14 protein-coding genes and 3 pseudogenes are annotated in these 20726 nt (G+C 50.6%); 7 read left to right on the top strand and 10 right to left on the bottom strand.

The genetic code is table 11. The annotated features are described in order from the left end of the window. A pseudogene (locus DO97_RS11175) lies at window positions 1-462 on the top strand (transposase); the annotation flags it as partial. A gap of 20 nt (window positions 463-482) precedes the next feature. Here DO97_RS11175 and DO97_RS11170 read toward each other — a convergent pair. From DO97_RS11170 to kdpA, 7 genes are all read right to left on the bottom strand, one after another. After that, entirely contained in the window at window positions 483-662 is a 180-nt protein-coding gene (locus DO97_RS11170; protein ID WP_036533381.1) for a hypothetical protein, read from the bottom strand. Between the two features lie 344 nt (window positions 663-1006). Further along, window positions 1007-1150, bottom strand: coding sequence for a hypothetical protein (locus DO97_RS23915; protein WP_156120537.1), 144 nt, complete (start codon window positions 1148-1150; stop codon window positions 1007-1009). Window positions 1151-1316: 166 nt separating this feature from the next. Beyond that, window positions 1317-1478: a hypothetical protein gene (locus DO97_RS23910; RefSeq protein ID WP_156120536.1), complete on the bottom strand. Its 162-nt coding sequence runs from the start codon at window positions 1476-1478 to the stop codon at window positions 1317-1319. 229 nt (window positions 1479-1707) lie between these two features. Further along, a complete protein-coding gene (kdpC, locus tag DO97_RS11165; RefSeq protein WP_036533379.1) occupies window positions 1708-2349 on the bottom strand; it encodes a K(+)-transporting ATPase subunit C in 642 nt (213 codons plus the stop codon). After that, the gene (locus tag DO97_RS11160; RefSeq protein ID WP_204368582.1) at window positions 2349-2609 is read right to left on the bottom strand and encodes a potassium-transporting ATPase subunit F; all 261 of its coding nucleotides are present in this window, start codon (window positions 2607-2609) and stop codon (window positions 2349-2351) included. The genes kdpC and DO97_RS11160 overlap by 1 nt, the downstream gene beginning before the upstream one ends. A gap of 90 nt (window positions 2610-2699) precedes the next feature. Next, window positions 2700-4841 (bottom strand): potassium-transporting ATPase subunit KdpB, encoded by a 2142-nt coding sequence (kdpB, locus tag DO97_RS11155; protein WP_072016423.1) that lies wholly within the window; start codon window positions 4839-4841, stop codon window positions 2700-2702. Between the two features lie 2 nt (window positions 4842-4843). Then, entirely contained in the window at window positions 4844-6592 is a 1749-nt protein-coding gene (gene kdpA / locus DO97_RS11150) for a potassium-transporting ATPase subunit KdpA (RefSeq protein ID WP_036533375.1), read from the bottom strand. 592 nt (window positions 6593-7184) lie between these two features. Between kdpA and DO97_RS11145 the strand changes: the two genes are divergently transcribed. From DO97_RS11145 to carB, 6 genes and pseudogenes are all read left to right on the top strand, one after another. After that, window positions 7185-8264, top strand: coding sequence for a sensor histidine kinase (locus DO97_RS11145; RefSeq protein WP_204368581.1), 1080 nt, complete (start codon window positions 7185-7187; stop codon window positions 8262-8264). 2 nt (window positions 8265-8266) lie between these two features. Further along, window positions 8267-8992, top strand: a complete 726-nt coding sequence (locus DO97_RS11140) for a response regulator (RefSeq protein WP_036533372.1) — start codon at window positions 8267-8269, stop codon at window positions 8990-8992. A 458-nt stretch (window positions 8993-9450) separates the two neighbouring features. After that, window positions 9451-10948: pseudogene (locus DO97_RS11135) on the top strand (TldD/PmbA family protein). Between the two features lie 55 nt (window positions 10949-11003). Then, window positions 11004-12401 (top strand): TldD/PmbA family protein, encoded by a 1398-nt coding sequence (locus DO97_RS11130; RefSeq protein ID WP_081980721.1) that lies wholly within the window; start codon window positions 11004-11006, stop codon window positions 12399-12401. Window positions 12402-12723: 322 nt separating this feature from the next. Then, window positions 12724-13380: a hypothetical protein gene (locus DO97_RS11125; RefSeq protein WP_036533370.1), complete on the top strand. Its 657-nt coding sequence runs from the start codon at window positions 12724-12726 to the stop codon at window positions 13378-13380. 665 nt (window positions 13381-14045) lie between these two features. Beyond that, a pseudogene (carB, locus tag DO97_RS11120) lies at window positions 14046-17343 on the top strand (carbamoyl-phosphate synthase large subunit). A 131-nt stretch (window positions 17344-17474) separates the two neighbouring features. On the opposite strand, the gene DO97_RS22180 reads toward carB, so the two are convergent. From DO97_RS22180 to DO97_RS11105, 3 genes are read right to left on the bottom strand one after another with little or no spacing between them, the layout of a single operon-like run. Further along, a complete protein-coding gene (locus DO97_RS22180) occupies window positions 17475-18902 on the bottom strand; it encodes an ABC transporter ATP-binding protein (RefSeq protein WP_036533368.1) in 1428 nt (475 codons plus the stop codon). Between the two features lie 22 nt (window positions 18903-18924). Next, on the bottom strand, window positions 18925-20166 hold the full coding sequence (locus DO97_RS11110) for an ABC transporter permease (protein ID WP_204368580.1): 1242 nt from the start codon (window positions 20164-20166) through the stop codon (window positions 18925-18927). Next, complete coding sequence (locus tag DO97_RS11105) at window positions 20135-20662, bottom strand: DUF2721 domain-containing protein (protein WP_036533366.1); 528 nt, start codon at window positions 20660-20662, stop codon at window positions 20135-20137. The genes DO97_RS11110 and DO97_RS11105 overlap by 32 nt, the downstream gene beginning before the upstream one ends. Window positions 20663-20726 lie beyond the last annotated feature (64 nt).

The following is a 20726-nucleotide window of genomic DNA, read 5'->3' as shown; positions in this document are numbered from 1 at the left end:
GTGCCGCTGGAGTGAGCCAATCGGTGGGCTACGATGCGGGCAAACAAATTAAAGGTCAAAAACGGTTTATGACGGTCGATACCCTGGGATTGCTGTTGCGGGTCTTGGTGACTGCCGCGAGTGTACCCGAACGAGAGGGGGCTAAACAGGTACTCCAACAGGTGAAACAGATGGGTCAAGGGGTATCGCGACTGCATACGATTTGGGCCGATGGCGGTTTTGACGGTAATCCATTCCTGATGTGGGTGATGGATGTTTGTCGGTGGATTGTGGAGGTTGTGCTGCGACCAGAGCAAACCAAAGGGTTCGTATTGCTGAAAAAAACGGTGGGTTGTTGAACGAACATTTGGCTGGCTCATGGGGTACCGTCGATTGGTTCGAGACTATGAGTTATGGCCAGAAACTTCGGAGACATTTATTTACCTGGCCATGATACGAATCATGGTGAGGCAGTTAGCATAAAATCTGACCCAGGAAGACTTTTAAAACATCCTCTTATAGCCATACTCGTTCACCAGCACACACAGATACTCCTGCCGTACCCGTTCCTCTGGCGTTTCGACGTACCACGCCCGCCGCACATGGCTCCAAATTTTGTCACCCTTACGCTTCACCTCTACAGGTTGAGCCACTCCGACGGCATCATTCTTTGCTTTAGCCACACTGCAACCTCACTCAACTAAAAGCAGCAACTTTCCCTGCGGTTCCAGACTGCCGCGATCGACCTTAAAAACCCCGATCTTTAAGCATAGAACCCGAAGCCTCTACTTTCTAGCCTTCATGTTGCACTCTAAAAGCTCAGATGTGACGTTCCGATCGACAAAATTTAAGCCTCTAACCCGAAGCTCCGACCTCAGAATCCGAAACGCCGACTTTTAAACTCGAAATTTCGACCTTTTTGCTCCAAAAACGAAGCTCAGAACCCGGAACGTCGAGCAAATTGCTTCAACATTCAAGTTCTGAGCTTCAACTTTCGCCCTCTGAGGTCAAATCACCAGGCTATTTTCTATACAGTTGCACCTTCAGGCTGCATCTTCCGAGACTTCCGCGCAAACCGCTTACCCATCTCATCCGCCACCGCATCCAACCCCGATCCCTTACCACTTGCCTTCACCAAGTTGTTAAAGGGTTTGGACGTGAAGCTGGTCATTTGAGGTGATGTCCTAATACTTAGAGGATGTTTTAAAAGTCTTCCTGGGTGTATCCAACCACTCAGACCACCTAGAGACCGCTACGACAGAATCAGGGTTTATGGATTTTAGATTGCACCACTGAGTCGTATTTGAGGCTCAAGACGACCCTTTTAAAACATCCTCTTAGAAGGGGGCGATCGCTGATTGGTTTTCCTGCACCGGAGCAATACTCAATTGAGGAGGCATAATGAGAGCAAAAAGCATGGTTCCTAAACAAAACACTAGACAAGCGATCGCAACACTGCCGATCGCTGCACCGATGGTCATAACTAGCTTTCGCTGCACCAGGGGGATCGCCTGGATCGCTGCAATTTCCTCGGCAAAAAAGCGGAGCCTCCTGAACTAGAGGAGTCTCTGCTGCCCGTGCCAACAGTGGACTTTTTAAAAAAAGCCGTCTGACCTTCGGAATCTGAATTGATTTCTTTATAAGGCAGGTAATACCAATCTTGTGTTGAAGGGAGGTAAACTGTCGCTCCAGAGACGGAACACACTTCCCCTTCTCTAAAAATTGCACCTATGCGGGTTTAAGCGCGTCAAGCGCCAGGTTGAGCTTCAGCACATTGACACCCGGTTCACCAAAGATGCCTAGGAAGCGACCATCGATGTTCTGTTTAATCATTGCTTCAAGCTGCTTGGGTTGCAGTCCCCGTGCCTTAGCGACCCGATCGATCTGTGCCCTTGCCCCGTCGGGAGTGATATGGGGATCAAGGCTGGAACCAGAGGTATAGACCAAGTCAGCCGTCGGTTTCACGCCTGCTTTCTGCAATCTAGGAATGTCACCTTCGATCGCCTTTGCTAGATCAGGATCAGGCTTACCCTTGATGCGATCGAGCAATGCCGGATTACTGGGTGCTAGGTTGCTGGCTCCTGACACGCCAGTTTGTAGCACCTTTGACTCATCCTTTTTCGGATCGGCGGTGCTGTAGCTGGTCGTGCTAGGGCGACTGTTGAAGTACCGATCGCTGGTAAAGGGTTGTCCAATCAACGCTGACCCAACGGGCTGACCTTGAGTGTTGGTAATAATGCTGCCATTGGCTTGAAAGGGAAAGACAAGCTGCCCAACCGCAAGTATCACAAAGGGATAAATGATTGCCGTTAGAACCCAGAGCACCAGGGTAGAACGAACGGCTCTACTCGCTTCACGTGCAAAACTCATTAGAACCTCTCCGGTACAAACATGACGAAAAAGAGATAAATCGAAAGTGCAACGGTCAGAAGCACTAACGCTCCGAGCCAGTAAGCTTGAGTGCGTGACAAGTCTCCACCCGTGGCCGCCAAGACCGCTGGAGCCAAAATTAAGTTGAAGCACAAACCTAGAAACAGGTAGAGCGGCAACTTTTGTCTGCGCCATTCAGAGCCAATTTCAGAGATAGTATCAAGCGTCTGAGGTATTGATCGAGGCAGGTTTCGTGGCATGGGAATTGGTTTCATAGCAGTAATTTGAATGGGTGTGAAGGTGATAGGTGTTTGGATGGAACTGAGGGTTTCATCGATACCGATACACCGTTAGGAGAAGGGCAAAATCACATCAATCAGCTTGATGGCGATAAATGGGGCAACTACACCGCCCACACCGTAGATGAGGATGTTGCGACGCAACAGTTGATCGGCGGTTAGGGGTCTAAACTGAACGCCTTTCAGTGCCAACGGAATCAACACCAAAATGATTAGCGCATTGTAAATCAGGGCTGAAATGATGGCAGAGTTAGCGCTCTTCAACCCCATCACGTTGAGTGCGCCAATGCCTGCAGCGGCGAAGATGGTGGGAATGATTGCGAAGTATTTAGCGATGTCGTTGGCAACGGAGAAGGTAGTGAGTGCACCACGGGTAATCAACAGTTGTTTGCCGATCGTCACCAGATCGATCAACTTCGTCGGGTCAGAATCCAAGTCCACCATGTTGGCAGCTTCTTTTGCCGCTTGCGTTCCAGAGTTCATTGCTAACCCGACATTCGCTTGTGCCAGTGCCGGAGCATCATTGGTGCCGTCTCCAGTCATGGCAACCAGCTTGCCCTGCGCCTGTTCACTGCGAATCACCTCAATCTTGTCTTCGGGAGTGGCTTCGGCAATAAAGTCATCGACTCCTGCCTCTTCAGCAATCACCGATGCCGTAATGCGGTTGTCACCTGTGAGCATAATGGTGCGAACACCCATGCGTCGCAGTTGATCAAACCGTTCTCGGAGACCCGGTTTAACTGTGTCTTTGAGGTAAATCACGCCGTAGATGTCATCATTCTGACAAACGGCAAGCGGTGTACCCCCTAATTTGGAAACTCGCTCATAAGCTTCATCTAAGCTATTGGGAACATAACCACCGCGCGATCGCACAAACCCCTTAATCGCATCCACCGCCCCCTTGCGGATTTCTTTGCCCTCAAAGTCGGTGCCGCTCATGCGCGTTCTGGCAGAAAACTCCACACCCTCAGCGAGTTTCGGGTCGAAACTGACGGTTGCACCCGATTGCGTTGCCAATGCCACGATCGAGCGACCTTCTGGCGTTTCATCAAACACACTGGCATTCAAGGCAACCTGAGCAACATCTTGGAGACTGTGCCCATTCACTGGAATGAATTCGGCAGCGAGCCGGTTGCCAAGGGTAATGGTGCCCGTTTTGTCCAGAACCAGGGTGTTGATATCGCCACAGGCTTCTACGGCACGTCCAGAGGTGGCAATGACGTTAAACTGAGCGACGCGATCCATCCCGGCAATGCCGATCGCGCTCAACAAGCCGCCGATCGTAGTGGGAATCAGCGCCACCAGCAGCGAGATCATGATGGCAACACTGGCTCCGTTGCGCAACTCTGCTGCTGCTTGCTCACCTGTTGAGGTACTGAGGAAGCCCGCAACATAACCTGTAATGGGTGGAATGTTTGCCACCACAATCAGAAATACCAGCGTCAAGACTGCCAGCAGTACCGTTAGGGCAATCTCGTTGGGAGTTTTAGTGCGTTCTGCCCCTTCGACCAGGGCAATCATGCGATCGATAAAGCCCTGTCCTGGATCGGCGGTAATTCTCAAGGTCAGTTCATCGGACAGCAGGCGCGTGCCCCCTGTAACCGAACTCATGATATCCGTGCCAGGTTGCTTGAGTACGGGAGCTGACTCGCCAGTGATGGCAGATTCATCGACCGAGCCAATGCCCGCAATGATTTCTCCATCCGCCGGAATCATGTCTCCCGCAACCACCTTGACCTGATCGCCTCGGCGAAGCTCAGTAGAGCTAACCTCTTGAACTGCACCAGTCGGCAAAATTTTCTTGGCGATCGTGTCGCTGCGCGTTGCCCGGAGTGCATCCGCCTGTGCTTTACCCCGTCCTTCAGCAACGGCTTCAGCAAAGTTGGCAAAGACGATCGTGAAGAGCAGAATGAAGGTTATTAACCCGTTCAGCAACCGCTGCTTGTTCACATCCGCTTGCAGCGTCCCAAACAAATTCGGATCGATAGCGAGCAATAGGGTCACCAGGGTGCCTACCCAGACCACAAACATGACCGGGTTTCTCACCTGAATCCGAGGGTCAAGTTTAACAAACGATTCCTTAATCGCCCGCTGATACAACCCTTTCATTTCTACCTTGGGTGTATGGCGGCGTGTGTCTCGCGTTCCCGATGGTACGCGATAAGGACGAGGAGAATTGTCTGTGGATGTCATAGTTACCCAATTCCTCTAGCAATTTGAAACGCTTCCGCGATCGGACCCAGTGCCAAAATAGGAAAGAATTCCAATGCGCCCAAAATCAGAATCACGCCAATGGTGACCCCGGTGAACAAGCCCGTATCGGTGCGCAATGTACCTGTGGTTGCGGGTACAGGTTGCTTCCGAGCCATGCCATCTGCCAGCAATAACAGAGATACCATCGGTACATAACGTCCGGCTAACAAGCTGAAGCAGGTACTCAGGTTCCACCAGAGGGCAGTCGTGCTGGTGGTGGCACCACCCGCGATCGCAAAGGGAGACGGTTGGGAATCGCCCAACCCTTCAAACCCAGACCCATTATTGGCAGCCGCTGAGGCATACTCATAAATCACCTGAGACAAACCGTGAAACCCAGGATTGCTAATACCCGACAGTTGATCCGGAAAGGCAAGGGCGATCGCCCCTGGAATCAGAATCGCGATCGGGTGAACGAGCAGAATCAAAAAGCTAGCCAGCACCACTTCCCGTTTCTCAATTTTGCGTCCCAGAAACTCTGGCGTGCGCCCGACCATTAGCCCGGTGACAAACACCGCTAGCAGCAGGTAGGCAAATAAGTAGGCGGTTCCGGTTCCCTGTCCACCAAAAACAATTTGTAAAAACATGTTGGACAGGGTGGAGAAGCCACCGTTGGGCATAAAGGAGTCGTGGAAACTGTTAACAGCACCGCACATACTCGCCGTCGTAATGACTGCATAGAGAGCGGATTGCGCCCAGCCAAACCGCACCTCTTTTCCTTCCAAATTAGGTGCGTGATTAACCCCCAACAGCGCATTCACGGCTGGATTACCGTTATATTCGCCGATCGCTGTGATGACGATAAACACCACCAGGATCGCGAACGGAATGGAATACACCAGCCACGCCTGCTTCAGGTTATTGGCGAAGATGCCATAGGTGTAAATTAACGAGCTGGGAATACTCAGAATCGCCACAAGCTGAATCAGATTGACCAAGCCATTCGGGTTCTCAAAGGGATGGGCAGAGTTAATGGCAAAGAAGCCGCCGCCGTTCTCACCCAACTCTTTGATGATCTCGAAGTGAGCCACGGGACCACGGGCGATCGCCTGACTGATGGCTGGATCTTCCAAGGTTGGAATCACCACTGGACCAGCTAACGTTTCTGGGATGCCTGCTGCAATCAAAACGATCGCACCCATAACGCTGATTGGCAGCAACACACGGGTAATCGCTCGAATTAAATCCACATAGAAATTACCCAGGGGTCGTCCCGTCAGACCGCGAATGAAGGCAATGCCTACCGCCAGCCCCGTCGCGGCTGAAGTAAACATGTGGTAGCCTAAACCCCACATTTGGCTGGCATAGCTCATGTAGGTTTCACCCGAATAGTGCTGCTGGTTGGTATTCGTAATAAAGGAAATTGTGGTGTGGACAATGGTGTCCCAGGTGGGAGCAGCTACACCTGTGGGATTCAGGGGTAACCAACCCTGACTTGAGATGATGAAAAAGATCAAGAGTCCCATGACGACGTTGCTGTACAGAATCGCTCGCGCATACTGCCAGCCCGTCATGTCTTCCTTGGCTCGCACGCCGACCACTGAATAAAGAAACTGCTCAACCGGGTTAAGAATGGGGTCGAGGATGGTTCTTTGCTCCTGAAACACGCGAGCCATGTATCGACCAAAGAACGGAGTAATTGCTACTAGAATCAGTAGCGTCAATGCAATTTGAATCCATCCTTGAAGCATGGGTTCGTTAAACTCCAATAAGGTGAGGCCAAAGCTTTTTTGGCGTTGCTCAATCTAAGTGTAAATCGAAGATCTTGACAATGCCAAGAGCCAGGTACAGGTAAATTTTGCGATTGCCAGAAAGGGTAGATTTATACTGCTAATCAGCAACGCCGCTTTGTTAAAGTGGTTGCTCGCTGACTCAACCAAAAGCTAGTTCAGGTTCATTTTTTAAGAACAACAATGTTGATGATGGGGGATTTTGCAGCAGTTAACAAGATATAGAGGGATATAACTTTGCGTTTAGTGAATTGTATATATTAGTACCGTCTAAAGTTTGCTTAAATGGCATAGAAGTGTTTAGATTGCGTTTAGCTAAATCATAAACGCAATCTAAACGTTTTCCGCTTAAAAATACAGCGGATTGCACGTCCATTAGACACAAGCATATTTCCAAAATTCATTGCTCAGAAAGGGTTACAGGCTCTCTTCCGTGTTCAGTGCTTGAGCTAGCCGCTGTATACGGTTGTAATCCAGCACACTGAGAGATTTTCGGAATAGACTCAAAATATTGCGCTTCTCATCGATGATGCCGCTTAGATTGATATTGATAATGTATAGAGAATTATGGGTTGGTAAATTCTGGTTGATTGTCGGATTGTTTGCAATCGTTGCAGCACTGGAGTTTTCAACACCTCCCGACTACGTGTTCGGCTACCTATACATTGGTCCTATTTTGCTAGTCAACGCTCGCTTCGATCGCACTGCAACCTTGCAAGCAACGGCGATCGCCTGTCTGCTGACGATGGTAAATGTGTGGCTTCCAAGCCATAATGTGGTTCAAGCTGCGACCGTTGCCAGTCGGCTGATTGCGGTTCTGGCATTGGTGGTGACTGGCTTTCTTAGCGATCGCAACCGCTCCTATCAGCAAACATTGTTGCAACAACAGGCGAAGCTGCAAGCCCAAGAAAAACTCGCTAGCATTCGAGAAGACTTCGCTTCCACCCTAACCCATGACCTCAAAACACCCATGCTGGGAGCGATCGAGACCCTGGAAGCGATTCGACGAGAGAATTTTGGCCCCATCCTGCCCGCGCAGAAAGCTGTGATGACAACGATGATTCGGAGTCACAAAAACAGCTTGCAGCTAGTAGAAACGCTCTTAGATGTCTATCGAAATGACACAGAAGGGTTAAAGTTGAAATTTGCTCCAGTTGACCTGGTGGAGGTGGCTGAAGACGTAGCAGCTACCTTAATGGGATTAGCCGCTAGTCGGCGTGTTCATATTTCATTTAACTATGGCAATTCAGATTTTCGTCAATTTCTCTGGGTGAATGGCGATGCCTTTCAGCTTCATCGCGTATTTGTCAATCTGTTAACTAATGCCATTAATCATTCACCGCGTGGCAGCAAAGTAGAAGTGATTTTAGCACCAGGTTCTTCCTACCACGTTGCTAGAGTCGTTGATATGGGAGCGGGCATTACGCCTGAAGAAGTACCTCACTTGTTTAAACGGTTTTATCAAGGGCATAGCGATCGTCAGGCGAAAGGCTCAGGACTAGGGCTATATCTAACTCGCCAAATTGTGGAAGCGCATGGCGGTAAAATTTGGGCAGAGAATCGGCAACCCCATGGGGCAATTTTTGCCTTTCGGTTACCTGTACTCCCCTTCCAAAAATCTCTATCTCCTTAGAAATGTCAGCAAATCCCCTACGAATTCTCCTGGCAGAAGATGATGAACTCTTCCGCCTCGGCTTGCGCATACGACTACAGCAAGAGTCGAACTTTGAGGTCGTGGCCGAAGCAGAAGATGGTGAAATGGCAGTAGAAATGGCAAAACGGCTTCCCATTGATATCGTTGTTTTGGACATTGGGTTACCGGGAATTGGAGGAATTGAAGCCTGCCGTCAGCTTAAGCAACAGCATGCCGATCTACCGATCCTGGTACTAACCTCGCGTACTCAGGCATCTTTGGTCTCCCGTTTGGTTGAAGCTGGAGCGCAGGGTTATTGTCTTAAAGGAATTGCCTCCGAAACACTCATCCTAGCGATTCGCTCTGTCGCTGCCGGTGCCTCTTGGTGGGATGCGGCAGCCACCACTGAGATTCGGGCAGCCTTTGAAAATCAGCCAACGGTGATCGCTACAAACGAAGCTTCAGAAACCTATCCAGTACTTCAAGCTAACCCTTTAACCCGACGTGAACAAGAAATTTTGGCTCTAATTGTGGTGGGCAAAAGTAATCAGGAAATTGCTGGAATGCTTCATATCACCGCTGGCACCGTTCGAGTTCATGTCCATGCGATTTTGAATAAATTAAATGTTAGCGATCGGACTCAAGCAACAGCCCTAGCAATGCAAAAGAAGTTTATTGCTAAAGAATTATATTCAGATCAGGGATTTCAAGCTTCTGATTTGCAGTAGGTTCAACTGGTACGCTGCTTAACGTAAGTTTCTGATTGCCTACTACTCAAAACCATAAGTCAGAAATCGTTAAGTAAAGAAAGGCGCAAAGCGCTAAAATTCCTATCCCCGCTGTAAGCAGACGGGGCATTACGAAATTTTCCCTGCGATCGAACTCCCGCTTTTTGTAAACGCCGCAAGTAGCGGGGGATTTATCGGTTCCAGATTAAAAGTTGGCACTTGGCACATTGATGAGTGGCATTCTTAAGCAAGCGCAAGTCACAGTCGAAAAGTTCATCAGGAACCTGTGAGGGTTAAGATGGATACCGAGACTCCTCCCTTGAGTTGAAGGCCAACCCTGAATTACGTTTCCTGTTTCTGTGGCAGGCTTGGCAGTGCAAATTGCGGTGCTGCTACGTTACTGTAGGGAAAACACCCGTTAATTCGTTGGTTGATCATCTCAGCAGACAAGGATACTCATGCCCCACAGTAGGTCGCTTCTCTCCCAAGAATTGCCCACACTTCACTACACTGCTACGGGCAATGGTCAAGGATCGCTCTCCGAACATCGCTTCGATGAAACCTGGGAAGCACCCCTTTCGTCTCTGTTGGGGTTGGGCCGGGCAGCGGGGGCTGACTTTGTTGAATTCTTCCTGGAGCGGGTCAACTTTGTGAGCTGCTTGGCTGAGGAAGATGCGATCACCAGTATTTCACCCCGCCTTTCCACAGGGGCAGGAGTCCGGGTGTTTCGAGGGCAGGCTGACTGCTATGTCAGCACCAATGATTTATCTTTTACCGGACTTAAGGCAGCACTAGAAAAGGGCCTGGCAATTATGGGGCTGCACTTGCCCGCACCCACAGCGTTTGTCCCTGAAGTCAACTTAGAATTGCTGCGCGATTACGCCACTCCCAAAGGTAAAAACTTCCTGGTTAGCTGGCTGTAGTTCAATGCAGGATATGGGGGACGTGCTGTTGGGTACAACGGCAGCACTGCAAAAACAGGCCAGTCATATCCAGTCCCGTCGAGCAGTGTATTTTCGCGACTGGCAAGAAGTGATGGTAGCGGCCAGCGATGGTACCTTTGCCAGGGATATTCGCCTCACCCAATCCGTGGGCTGTAACCTCCTGTGTGCTGAAGGAATGCATCGGTCTGCCATTGGGTTACGGGCTGGGGATACGGGAAATCCAGGGTTTTTGCAAACCTGGAACGCTACTGCCATGGTCGAGGAAATTGCTGCCTCCGCTGGACGCATGCTCTATGCCGACTTTGTGGAGTCCGGAACTTATCCCATTATTATGGCGAATGAATTTGGCGGGGTGATTTTCCATGAAGCCTGTGGTCACCTGCTCGAAACCACCCAGATTGAACGCCAAACGACCCCCTTTGCCGAGAAAAAAGGTGAGAAAATTGCCCATTCCAGTCTCACAGCCTGGGATGAGGGCCTATCCTCCCACGCCTTTGGCACCATTGATATGGATGATGAAGGGATGCCTGCCCAGCATACCCTACTGATTGAGAATGGAATTCTGAAAAACTTCCTCAGCGATCGCGCAGGCAATCAGCGCACCGGGCACCCCAGAACTGGCAGCGGTCGGCGTCAGAATTACACCTATGCAGCAGCCTCTCGGATGCGTAACACCTACATTGCCCCAGGAGACTATACCGTCGCCGATCTGTTTGCCTCGGTGGAGCGAGGCATTTACTGCAAAAAAATGGGAGGTGGCAGTGTTGGCCCCACCGGACAGTTTAACTTCGCCGTCGATGAAGCCTATCTGATTGAACAGGGTCAGATTACCAAGCCCCTGAAGGGAGCCACCTTGATCGGGGAAGCCACCGAAATCATGCATAAGATTTCCATGTGTTCTCAGGATTTAAGTCTGGCAGCAGGGTTCTGTGGTTCTGTCAGCGGTAGCATCTATGTCACCGTGGGACAACCCCACATCAAAGTAGACGCAATCACCGTCGGTGGTCGCTAAATCACTCGGATTTTTTGTCTTCTTCACTTACTTTATTGCAGCTTCAGGATCACCGATGGCCAAAATTGATCAACTGGCAACCTACGCTCAAGAACGTGCCGAAAAATTGGGTATCCACAAATTTGACCTCTATGGTGCCACCGTTGATGAAACCAGTGTGCAAGTTGATCAGGGTGAACCCAAGCAAGTTAAAGCCTCAAATCGTTCTAGCATTACTGTTCGAGTCTGGAACTCCAACCACACCATGGGGATTACCTCCACAACCGATGTTGACCCCAATGGTGTAGAACTGGCACTGAAAACTGCGTACGAAGCTAGCTTGTTTGGTGTTAAGGAACATACACCAGATTTCAGCCCCGAAGCAACCCTGCCCAAGACGGATATTGCCGCAGAGCCAACAGCACCAGCACCTGTTTCCACCCTGATTGAAAACCTAGTCGCCGCCGAGAAAGCACTCCTATCCGCTCACCCAGCCATTAAGGGAGTGCCCTATAACGGTCTCGCCCAGCGCGATCTGGAGCGGTTTTACCTCAATAGTGAAGGTGCGCGCAGAAGTGAAAGCCGCTCCGTCGCTTCGGTCTATCTGTACAGCAAAACTGAGGAAGTGGGGAAAAAACCTCGCAGTGCTGGAGCCTTCCGCATCAGTCGCTCCGTTGACCAACTGGACATCCAGGGGTGTCTGAAGGAAGCAGCCGAGAAAACCATCAGCCACCTCAACTACCAGAAAATTGCTTCCGGCAATTATCGGGTAGTCTTTTCACCGGAGGCATTTTTGAGCTTGCTGGGTGCATTTTCCAATCTCTTTAATGCTCAAAGTATCCTCGATAAACAAAGTCTATCCACACCGCAATCCCTGGGGACTCAGATTGCTTCCCCCTTATTGTCGGTGTGTGACGATGCGCTCCACCGCTCTAATGTCGGTGCTGAAACTTTTGATGGGGAAGGCACCCCTACTCGTCGCATCTCCCTGATCGACCAGGGCATTTTAACCGGGTTTCTCCATAGTGCCGGCACCGCGAAGCGGATGCAGGCCCAACCCACAGGCCATGCCAATATGGGTGCCAAGGTCACCGTCAGTCCCCACTTTTACCATGTGTTCCCTGGCATCGCTGCTGCCGAGACCTATGCCGTGGCAACCGCTGAGAAGGTGATTTGGATTGACGATCTCCAAGCCCTCCACGCTGGAGTCCAGGCACTTCAGGGTTCCTTCTCCCTGCCCTTTGATGGCTGGTTAGTCACAGGGGGGGAACGGATCAGTATTGAGTCAGCAACGGTTGCCGGAGATTTCCGAGCATTGTTACAGTCGATTATTTATGTAGAGCCGATCGCTGAGTTAACCCCCTCGGGGATATGCCCCAGAATCTGGGTGGAGAGCTTGGCAATCACGGGGGTATTAAGTTTTCAAGTGCCATGGTTTTTTGCATCAGTGAGCAGCCATGATCCGTGCCCTTGACCTTGGGAGGTGTTAAGGGTCTGTTTTTTCGGAATCCATGATTGACCTATTTACAGGGCAGTCAGTCTAAGGATCGATGAAGCGAGGCTTTTGGATCATCATCGGCAAAATCTTCCTGGAAAAGCTTAAGAAAGTTAAAAAACTACTCGACGCTGGCTCCATTAATATTTAACGTGGGGTTGATTCAGCCGTGATATTATACCGATGTCTTGCTGGGGGAAGGGTTTGGCAATGGGCTTGAGTCCCTGTATTCACAGAGCTATCAGCCTCCCTAGCAATTGATTTAGGATCTTTGTTTTGTGTTTTTGAGGATACATCACCTATGTATAGCAGTAATCCAAAAAGCATTGAGAGTATTATCCAGCAAGGCTATTCCGTTAAAATTGGTGACTACATCTCACGGGGATGGGAGACAACCCGGCAAAACCTCGGTGGATTTATTGGTTTTGTTGTTATTCTTGTGCTCATTAATATTGGGTTGGCATTTCTACCTGTTCTCGGCACTATTGCCAGTACGGTAATTAGCGGCCCCTTAAATGCAGGCTTTTTTTTCGTGGCTTTTAAGATCTTCAAAAGGCAAACGACAACCTTTGAAGACTTTTTCAAAGGTTTTAACTATTTTCTCCCCCTGTTTCTGGGAACCCTGATCAGTAACATCTTTGTAGTGCTTGGTCTCGTCTGCCTGATCATCCCTGGCATTTATCTCGGGGTTGCTTATTTCTTTATTATTCCTTTGATTCTCGATAAAAAGATGGATTTCTGGCCCGCAATGGAAGCCAGTCGTAAAATTGTCACCAAGGAATGGTTCTCCATCTTCGGACTCGCGATTGTCTTAGGTCTCATTAACTTTGTCGGTGCGCTCTTACTCGGGGTGGGTCTGCTGTTTACGATCCCCATTACCATCTGTGCTGTTGCGGCTGCCTATGACGACATTATTGGCGTTGCCTTGCCGACCACTGATACGCCTACCAGTCTGTGATTGTGATTTGCTGAGTTAAAGTAAGTGGGTCAAGATCAAGGGTGGGTTACCTATCAGGTAACCCACCCTATTTATTTGAGTATAAATGGAGAGTCGTACATCAGCACTGATGGCCTTAGAACCAGCAGCACACTTGATGAGTTAAAGGCTCCCAGTACTGAATGCAGGTGTGTTTTTAGTGATTTCTAAGGGGTGAATCGGACAAGTCAGCAATGCAAAGAGATCAGGCGCTTCTTGCCAACAGTGGTGACAAAACCAATAGGTCTGATTGTGCCGAATCTGGCGGAGGAGTTGGTTAGAACAAAGAGGACAGTTACTCATGATGGTTTAAAAGTGATTTAAAAAACAAAGCTTAACGAAACCATTGTTTTATTTTGTTTTCCTTTGCAATTAGAATATGAGACTTTATCCGCCCCCATAAGTAGGGTATCTACCCAGTGCCTGGGGATACACCCCCAGAATTCATGATTATTCACGAAGTCAACGAAATCTAGATCTACATCTAGCCAGGTTGTCTCCGGGATCTTCCCGAGAGCAGGCAGGGATGTGGCAACCTACTGCGATAAGTCATCAAACCTGGAAAACTGGAGTAAATTGCACAGCAACTCGTGAGTGAAAGCTTCTAAAATGGTTTGGACTTAACAGACCCATCACGTAATAGCCCTATGCCCCGTCGCACTGACCTCCACAAGATTATGCTGATCGGCTCTGGCCCGATCGTGATTGGACAAGCCTGTGAATTCGACTACTCAGGCACCCAAGCTTGCAAGGCGCTGCGAGATGAAGGATATGAAGTGGTGCTGGTAAATTCTAATCCGGCCACCATCATGACGGATCCGGAAACCGCAGATCGCACCTATATTGAACCCCTGACCCCCGAACTGCTGGAGAAGGTGATCGCCAAGGAACGTCCCGATGCTATTCTCCCCACCATGGGGGGGCAGACTGCCTTGAACCTAGCGGTCACCCTGGCGAAAACGGGTGTGCTCGATCGCTACGGAGTGGAATTGATTGGTGCTAAGCTCCCCGCTATTGAGATGGCGGAAGACCGCAAGCTGTTTAAGGAAGCCATGGAGCGGATTGGGGTGGGGGTTTGTCCCTCTGGGTTGGCTCACACCATGGCAGAGGCCAAGGCGATCGCCCAGCAAATTGGCAGCTACCCCTTAATCATTCGACCTGCCTATACCTTGGGAGGCACCGGGGGGGGTCATTGCTTATAACCAGGAGGAGTTTGAAGAAATTTCCCAGTCTGGGCTGGATGCCAGTCCAGTGTCGCAAATTTTAGTGGAGCAATCGCTGCTGGGCTGGAAAGAGTATGAACTTGAAGTCATGCGGGATCTGGCTGATAACGTGGTGATTATCTGCTCCATCGAAAATATTGACCCGATGGGAATTCACACCGGAGACTCGATCACGGTGGCTCCGGCTCAGACGCTGACGGACAAGGAGTACCAGCAGTTACGGGATGCCTCGATTAAGATTATCCGGGAAATTGGGGTGGAGACCGGCGGCTCTAATATTCAATTTGCCGTCAACCCCAACACGGGCGCAGTCATTGTGATTGAGATGAATCCTCGGGTTTCTCGCAGTTCTGCCCTAGCCTCCAAGGCCACGGGGTTTCCCATCGCCAAATTTGCGGCCAAGTTAGCGGTGGGCTATACCTTGAATGAAATTCCCAACGACATTACCAAAAAAACCCCTGCTTCCTTTGAACCGACCATTGATTACGTTGTCACTAAGATTCCCCGGTTTGCCTTTGAAAAATTTCCCGGTTCTAGCACCACCCTGACCACCCAGATGAAGTCAGTCGGGGAAGCCATGGCTATGGGTCGTACCTTTCAGGAGTCGTTTCAAAAAGCCCTGCGATCGCTGGAAACGGGTCGCGCCGGGTGGGGCTGTGATCGGAACGAGAAATTGCCCAGTTTAGAACAGATCCGCGCTGGGTTACGAACCCCCAATCCTGAGCGAATTTTCACCGTCCGTCACGCCTTGCTCATGGGGATGACGGTGGAGGAAATTTATGAACTGACGGGGATTGATCCGTGGTTCCTGGATAAACTCCAAGCCCTCCTGGATACCGAGAAATTCCTTAAACGCACGCCGCTTAAAAGTCTTACCTCTGAGCAGTTGTTTGCCATTAAACAGGAGGGCTTTAGCGATCGCCAGATTGCCTATGCTGCTAAAACCACGGAAGATGAAGTCCGCGCCTATCGCAAGGGGCTGGGTGTAATCCCCGTTTACAAAACCGTGGACACCTGTGCCGCCGAGTTTGAAGCCTTCACCCCCTATTACTACTCCACCTACGAATCCGAAACCGAGGTGCTACCCAGCGATCGCCCGAAGGTGATGATTTTAGGCAGTGGCCCCAACCGTATTGGCCAGGGGATTGAGTTTGACTACTGCTGCTGCCATGCCTCCTATGCCCTGCAAGCGTTGGACTATGAAACTATCATGGTCAACTCTAATCCCGAAACCGTTTCCACCGACTATGACACCAGCGATCGCCTCTATTTTGAGCCCCTGACCAAAGAAGATGTACTGAATATTATCGAAGCCGAGAACCCGGTGGGTATCATCATTCAGTTTGGTGGCCAAACCCCCTTGAAATTAGCCATGCCTCTCCAGGGCTATCTAGATCAGCGTCTCCAGTCCTGTGCGGCGGCGGGTCTCTCCGAAGAAACCGTGCCTCGAATTTGGGGCACTTCCCCCGACTCGATCGACATTGCCGAAGACCGGGAGCGCTTCGAGAAGGTGCTGCGAGAATTGCAGATCCAGCAACCTCCCAACGGGTTGGCGCGTAGCTTTGGTGAAGCCCTCGAGATTGCCCGCCGCATTGGCTATCCAGTGGTGGTGCGTCCCAGCTACGTTTTGGGGGGACGGGCGATGGAAATTGTCTACTCCGATAGCGAATTGGAGTATTACATGACCCATGCGGTTCAAGTGGAACCCGAACACCCGATTCTCATCGATCGCTTTTTAGAAAATGCCATAGAAGTCGATGTCGATGCGATCGCAGATCAGACGGGACAGGTGGTCATTGGCGGCATTATGGAGCACATTGAACAGGCAGGCATTCATTCCGGGGACTCTGCCTGTGCCCTGCCTTCGTTTTCCCTCTCCCCCGTTGCCCTGGCAACGATTCGTACCTGGACGGTGGAACTGGCCAAGTCCCTGCAAGTGATTGGCCTGATGAACATTCAGTTTGCGGTTCAAGGGGATCAAGTCTTTATGATTGAGGCCAATCCCCGCGCTTCCCGCACTGTACCCTTTGTCTCGAAGGCGATCGGAGTCCCCCTTGCCAAGGTGGCGGCGCAGTTAATGTCAGGGGTCACCCTCGCCTCCCTGGACTTCACCAGTGAACGGATTCCCAGCCATATTTCCATCAAAGAAGCGGTGCTGCCCTTTGAGAAATTTCCCGGCACTGACCCGATTTTGGGGCCAGAAATGCGCTCCACCGGAGAAGTCATGGGGATTGATACGGACTTTGGGCGCGCCTTTGCCAAAGCCGCACTGGCAGCGGGTCAGCGGTTACCGTTAACCGGAACTGTGTTTGTGTCCATGAGCGATCGCGACAAACTGCCCGTGGTTCCCATCGTCCAAGATCTGATCGATCTGGGATTCCAGGTGGTAGCCACCGAGGGCACCCGACGGGTGCTCCAGGAACAGGGGCTCTCCGTGGATTTGATCCTCAAACTCCATGAAGGTCGCCCCCACGTTCTAGATGCCGTTAAGAATGCCCAAATTCAACTGATCCTGAACACACCCTCCAGTGAAGAAGCTAGAGCCGATGGTCGCCTGATTCGACGCACTGCCTTGGCTTACAAGATCCCCATCATTACCACCCTTGCGGGAGCCAGGGCTACTGCTGCTGCCATTCGCTCTTTGAAAGCAACTTCACCGGAGGAATCCCAGTCGATTCGCCTTGAGGTCAAGGCGCTCCAGGAATATATCCTGCCGAGCTAATCGACCCGATTAGCCCTCCGTTTCCTGAGCATGAGGCATGGGGAGATGGGCGGAGCCTCTCTCCAGCAGTATCTGGAATGCAATATGCCCATTGAGCCAAGAAAGTCCAGCCGCCTCTTCCCGAGGCAAGTTTAATGGGGAGGCATGGGCATGTATAAGGGTGGTTTGCCTGGATAGTGGCTCTGACGCAGGATTGCCTGATCATCGGCATTCTGGGGCTTGAGATAGATATAGTAAGGATCCCGGCGATTGACAATATCCGCCTCTGGTTGGCTGCGCTGACTAATCAGCAGGTCAGTGTCCAGTCGAACGTGCATATAGCCAGGAATCAACTCCGTCGGTTTCTCCACATCGGGGGTCAAGATGGCTTGAAAGGTTGCCTGGGAGATTAATTTCACGATTCTGGTTGCTTCTCCGGTGGGGAACCGAGCAGGTACTTCCCGCCAGATAAACCCGGATTGAACAAAGGCCCGCATCGGTGAGATCTGGATATACAGTGGATGATCCGAGTTGAGGTTCTGCATCACCATCGTCACTCGATAGGACAGGCCATCGGGTTCAGATTCTACCGTCTGGACATCGATGTAGAGATAACCATGGGCCGCTTGATCGAGTTGGGCTAAAACTCGCCTTCTGTCCGCAACCCCCTGTCGTTGATAGGCAGCCACACCCAGGTCGATCGCCCAAAGGGCAGGTAGAACGGGTAAAAACCATAAGAGCTGGCGGCGACCCAGACCACTGCCCAGGGGGATGATAGGTTTGGATGCCTCTGCAGAGGGGGGAAGAGATACAGGGGAAGGAATGGGCAGCTTTTCCATGGGCTGGAATGGCATGAGTGCCGCCGCCAGCCTGTCATCCTCGATCTGCGGCTGTGTTGCTTCTAGTTTTCCTGCTTGTAAGGTTAAAACTTGATCCGCGCTCCGGGTTAGGGACAAACGATGGGTCACCATCACCAGGGTGGTTCCGGTGGAGCGACAGAGGTGGAGCAACAGGGTCATGATTTCGGCTTCGGTTTCCTGATCTAAATCCCCCGTGGGTTCATCTGCTAAGAGCAAGGGTGGGGCATTGATCAAGGCTCTGGCGATCGCAACCCGTCGTTGTTCTCCCCCTGATAGTTGGTTGGGGTAGGCATCCCGGCGATCGCTCAATCCCACTTGAGTGAGCAACAATTCGGCTCGCTCATAGGCAGCGGTTGGATTCTTCTCTGTTCTGAGTAACCTAGGCAAGGCCACATTATCCACCGCTCGCAAGGTCGGCAAGAGACTGGCAAACTGAAAAATAATTCCAATACTGCGATTCCGCAATTCCGCACGCTGGTTGGCGGATAGCGACCAGAGGTCAATATCACCAATTCTGACGGTGCCGTTGCTCGGCCGACTCAACCCACCGATGATGCCCATCAAGGTGGATTTGCCTGACCCCGAGCGGCCGATAATGGTTGCAAATTGACCCGCAGGAATTGCCAAACTGACATCTTTAAGGGCTGCCACCTCTCCCCCCTCCGTCCGGTAGATTTTCCAGAGGTTGTGGGCTTCAAGGCCAGTGCTGAGGAGGGTCATGGTCGGAGGTTAACCTATCAACTCAAAAGGATCTTGGCGGCTGGCTTTCCAGGCAGGGTATAGCGCCCCAGCTAGACCAATCGCAACTGTTAAGACCAGGCAACTGACTCCTAGGAAAGTGATGAATCCTAGCCCCGGCCAGAAAAAACGCAATGCCTAGGCTGTTCAGATAAAAGACTAGGAATCTTTGGTACAGGCGCAGTAGCAACAGCCCCAGCATTACCCCACTAACACCGCCCAATCCAGTCGTTAAGGCAGACTCCAGCAACATTAATTGCAGTATCTGGGTTTGCTGGGTGCCGATCGCCGACAGTAGCCCCAGTTCATGCCGTCGTTCACTGACGATCGCCGAAAAGATCACACTCACCAGCAATGCCGTTCCCAATAGCATGCCTAACATTAGCAGCAATATTCCTCTGAACAGTGCTTTTAAGCCTTGCCTGACTGATGTCAACATTGAGCCACCCACAATGACTTTGATCTGGGGCACTTGGGCAAGAATTGCAAACTGTACCTGTTGCAAGGTGGCATCTGGTTGCAATTCGACCAACAAGCCAGAGTATCGCCCTACCGGATCGGGAAGCGGGACCACTCCCAACCCCTGACTGGCTGCTGCCAATTGTTTCAAGGTGTCAAACCCCATGAATAGCCCCCGCTCATGGGTTCCAACCCCGGTGCGATCGAGCCGCCCATAAACAATCAGCCGCTGACCATACAGGTAAATGTCTTGATTGAGCTTGTGATTTCGTTGTCCCCCGACAATGACATCTCCGGACTGGAAAGGCCGCGGCAATTTTTCCACTAACCAGGGCATTACAGTCAAATCCTGCTCGGGATCAAAGCCCACTAAATCAACCCAGCGATCGGCTTGCCCCGGCGAACGGTAACCAGACTCAAGGGTGCGATAAATTAACTGCGGGGCAAGCCGTTTGATGCCGTTCAGGGCTGCAATTTGAGTAACGATAGTTGCGTCTAAGCTCAAATCATTGGGTTCGGCGGTCAGCAGGGCTGAGGTCAGATTCACCAGCGTTCCCTGGGGCACGATTAACAGATCGGCTCCCAGACGAGCAAAGCCAACAGCCATACTCGTTTGAATCCCCCAGTGTAGGGTGATTGAGGAAAAAATGGCTCCACTGGCCATCGCCACAGCCAGGATCAGCAGCAGGGTTCGGGCTTTGTGTCGTCCTAAATTTTGCAGAGCCAGACGACTGAAGATCCAAGCAGCCGAAAAATCAAACCATTTCATCTGTTTGATCCATTGCATGGTGAAGATGAGTAGTAATTAATTTACTGGCTTGAATTTCGGCTGCAATTAGGCGATAAGAAAACCATTCCTCAATCCCAAGCATAATGATACCAGAGAGGATAAAAAACAGACCGATAACGAATAGAATCCAGGACAGATAATGAGTTAATTGGTTGGATATATAGACATCAATACCAATCGCTAGAGATGTAAAAATAAAGCAAGCGATCGATGCGATATGGCTCCATATCGACAACAGGACATAGCGATTTTTTTGGAGTAGCAAAGAGGAGATATTTTCTAATGTGATGTCAGTAGTATTATCAGCATACTTTAATCGTTGTTCAGCGGTTTGCAGGACGACTCTTTTTTTCTCTAAAGCACTAATGTTATTGAATAATAATGCCCTTCTCCCCCCAAGTCCCAATAAAAATAAAGCCTGAGACATCAGCATTGTTGTAGGCAAAATTAAGTCTTTAATGACAATTAATGTACTCGTTGAACTATCATCCATGATGGTTTCTAATCGTCATTAAATCATACTTAATGCTATGGTTATATCTGTCCAATATACTTGG

This window comes from Neosynechococcus sphagnicola sy1, assembly GCF_000775285.1.
In the GTDB taxonomy this organism is placed as follows: domain Bacteria; phylum Cyanobacteriota; class Cyanobacteriia; order Neosynechococcales; family Neosynechococcaceae; genus Neosynechococcus; species Neosynechococcus sphagnicola.
The sequence above is the reverse complement of the archived record's forward strand: the minus strand, read 5'-3'. Positions and strand labels throughout refer to the sequence as shown.

Coding starts and splice junctions, on each gene's coding strand:
- DO97_RS23915 (WP_156120537.1), bottom strand. CDS start 1,150: ATGACCAGCTTCACGTCCAAACCCTTTAACAACTTGGTGAAGGCAAGT.
- kdpC (WP_036533379.1), bottom strand. CDS start 2,349: ATGAGTTTTGCACGTGAAGCGAGTAGAGCCGTTCGTTCTACCCTGGTG.
- DO97_RS11160 (WP_204368582.1), bottom strand. CDS start 2,609: ATGCCACGAAACCTGCCTCGATCAATACCTCAGACGCTTGATACTATC.
- kdpB (WP_072016423.1), bottom strand. CDS start 4,841: ATGACATCCACAGACAATTCTCCTCGTCCTTATCGCGTACCATCGGGA.
- kdpA (WP_036533375.1), bottom strand. CDS start 6,592: ATGCTTCAAGGATGGATTCAAATTGCATTGACGCTACTGATTCTAGTA.
- DO97_RS11145 (WP_204368581.1), top strand. CDS start 7,185: ATGTATAGAGAATTATGGGTTGGTAAATTCTGGTTGATTGTCGGATTG.
- DO97_RS11140 (WP_036533372.1), top strand. CDS start 8,267: ATGTCAGCAAATCCCCTACGAATTCTCCTGGCAGAAGATGATGAACTC.
- DO97_RS11130 (WP_081980721.1), top strand. CDS start 11,004: ATGGCCAAAATTGATCAACTGGCAACCTACGCTCAAGAACGTGCCGAA.
- DO97_RS11125 (WP_036533370.1), top strand. CDS start 12,724: ATGTATAGCAGTAATCCAAAAAGCATTGAGAGTATTATCCAGCAAGGC.
- DO97_RS22180 (WP_036533368.1), bottom strand. CDS start 18,902: ATGACCCTCCTCAGCACTGGCCTTGAAGCCCACAACCTCTGGAAAATC.
- DO97_RS11110 (WP_204368580.1), bottom strand. CDS start 20,166: ATGCAATGGATCAAACAGATGAAATGGTTTGATTTTTCGGCTGCTTGG.
- DO97_RS11105 (WP_036533366.1), bottom strand. CDS start 20,662: ATGGATGATAGTTCAACGAGTACATTAATTGTCATTAAAGACTTAATT.